The sequence below is a fragment of the Gemmatimonadaceae bacterium genome (assembly GCA_035633115.1).
GTDB lineage: Bacteria > Gemmatimonadota > Gemmatimonadetes > Gemmatimonadales > Gemmatimonadaceae > UBA4720.
The window spans coordinates 1-2,432 of the sequence record DASQFN010000035.1; the positions used below are offsets into that span (position 1 = coordinate 1).

Consider the following 2,432-nt stretch of genomic DNA (forward strand, 5'->3'; position numbering starts at 1 on the left):
CACATGGCCGGTGATCGTGCCCCCTTTCAGTGCAACGAGCGAAATGGCCGCGTCGCCATCCGCGCGAAGCTGGTCGACCAGGCGCGCCTCGTCGGGCTGGCCGAACGCCTGTTCCACCAGCAGGGCGATGGCTGCGCGATCCCGTTCCTGTTCATCGCGGATGTGCATCGGGACGCAATATCAGCAATCGGGGCGGGCGGAAATGGGATAGGCCGGTGAGAGGCGCCTGGCGCCTTCGCGCATCAGGGCGAGCCGAGGACGGGTCCGGTGATGTTCTGGCTCGTCACCGCGCCGACGCCTAGCCCGGATTTCTCACCAGCGCATCGGAGTGGGTGAGGTTAAGGCGTGACTTGCGGCGGATTGGAAGCGGAAACGGCGACGGAGACGCGGGGATGCCTTGCGCCGGCCTGGGGCGTCGAAGCGGTGTGGTGTTGGCGGTCTGCGGGAGGGGCTTCGGCGGGGCGATGACGGCGCGTCAGCCGCATAATCGGCGATGCGCGAGGCGGAAGACGGCGGCGTAAGGACAGGCGGAGGTCATGGCGATGCGGACGCGCCGGACACTGACGGTCACCAGCGCGCCGATCTTGAGGAGCTTGGCCCGGATTGTTCCGCAGGTGGCGCGGGCGAGCTCGGTGTGGGCGAGCGCGCGCCGGCGCAAGGCGCTCAGGAGCGCATAGGCCATCGAGGCGAACCACAGGCGCAACTGGTTGGCGCGCATCGTCGCCGCACTGGTGCGATCGGCGAACAGATCGAGCTGGCACTCCTTGATCCGGTTCTCCATGTCGCCGCGGGCGCAATAGAGCTTCTCGTAAAGCGTCCGCGCGGCGATCTCGCGGGGCTTGAGCGAGGTGACGACGAAGCGCGGGTTCGCGCCGCCCTTGCCACGGCCCGGCATCCATTCGGCCTTGGCGACGACGCGCCGGCGTCGGCTCCAGCTGTCCCGTGTCGTCCAGTGGAAGTCGGCGAAGCGCCGCTCGGGCCGGCCGGAGCGCTGCGCCGCCTCCTCCGCCCAGGCGAGATCGATGTAGATGCGGTCGACCAGCCGGGCGTTCCTCGCCAGCCCGAAGACATAGTCGACGTCGTTCGCCTCGGCCCAGGCCATGATCTCCTCGCGCGCGAAGCCGCTGTCGGCGCGCAGCAGCACCTTCACCCGCGGCCATGCCGCGCGGATCTGCCCGACGATGCGGGCGATCTCCGGGACCGCGCCGGCGCTGGCGTCGATGTTCGCGCGCCGGAGCTTCGCCGCCAGCAGGTGATCGCCGCAGAACACGTAGAGCGGCAGATAGCAGTAGCAGTCGTAATAGCCGTGGAAGAACCGGCCCTCCTGGCGGCCGTGGATCGGATCGTCGGTGGCGTCGAGGTCGAGCGTGATCCGCGCCGGCGGCTTGTCGTGGGCGTCGAGGAAGAGATCGACGAACAGATCCTCGACCGCCGCCGGATCGTGGCCGATGCGGCGATAGCGATGCGCCCCCTCGGGCGCGTGCTCGAGCCGGTTGAGCGTGCTCTTGCCCGCGAGCGGCGCGAGGCCTGGGCGTTTTGCTTCGAGCCGGCCAAGCACGGCGCCAAGCGCAGGGTCGCGGCGCAGCTCGTCATGGTCGATCAGATCCTCGTAGCCGAGCGCGACGGCGAACACGCGCTGGCCGACCAGCGTCGGCAGGTCGTGGGCGACCCGGCCGGGAGCGCGGCCGTCCGAGAAGCAGGCCGCGAAGCGGTCAACGAGCCCGATCGCCCGGTCGGTCGCGCCGAGGAGCAGCGCCCCGGCGTCCGAGGTGATCGCCCCGCCGCCGAAATCCGCCACAAGATCGCGGCGATCGAGCCGTGCAAACAGCATCGGCTCCGCGCTACACTCCGTCTGCATCGGGGTTGCTCCTGCTCACGGGTCAAGTCTTTGTGGTAGAAGCACTTTCCCACGATCAGGCCCCCGATGCACCTACCCCTCGTGAGAAATCCGGGCTAGTCGAGTGGCGGAAACGGATATATTACTCCGCGTTCTCTAAGCGCACTTTCGAACTTCCGGACTTTATAGCGCCCAGACCTTCAACGCGAGATCGGCAAGGTCCTTCTGACGCGCCTCAATTACGACCTTCGTCCAATCAGCCGACCCTGCAATAGCCTTGTTCAGGTTCAATTCGGAGCTGGCAATGATGGGCTTTTTATCGCTCCAAGGCTTGTTGCCGATCTTGTTATTCTTACCCTTCTGCAAAAGGGTCATATTGCCAATTCGGTAGGCGTAAAGGCTTGCGTCGTCGGGTGAAAAAAACGGCCATTCACCCGCCTTGGGTTTTTGCGGCAATATGTGCTCTAAGTTTACTTCGTCAACATCTTTATTTGGGACGAGCTCCGGCTCTTTTTCGTTGCGAAGTGCGCGCTCGATCGCTGACAGCATGTACCGCGCAAGCGCGTTTCCGGTTGTGCGGAATCGCTCAAAACTC

Annotated in this window: 2 protein-coding genes; both read right to left on the minus strand. The window is 65.9% G+C overall.

Annotated elements, in window-relative coordinates:
• Nucleotides 1–475: 475 nt before the first annotated feature.
• Nucleotides 476–1,858 (minus strand): IS1380 family transposase, encoded by a 1,383-nt coding sequence (locus VES88_03460; GenBank protein ID HYN80534.1) that lies wholly within the window; start codon nt 1,856–1,858, stop codon nt 476–478.
• A 162-nt stretch (nt 1,859–2,020) separates the two neighbouring features.
• A partial coding sequence (locus tag VES88_03465) for an HNH endonuclease family protein (protein ID HYN80535.1) occupies nt 2,021–2,432 on the minus strand: 412 nt, incomplete at its 5' end.

What these genes read in the sequence shown, in the direction of transcription:
- VES88_03460 (HYN80534.1), bottom strand. Translation starts at nt 1,858, where the DNA reads ATGCAGACGGAGTGTAGCGCGGAGCCGATGCTGTTTGCACGGCTCGAT.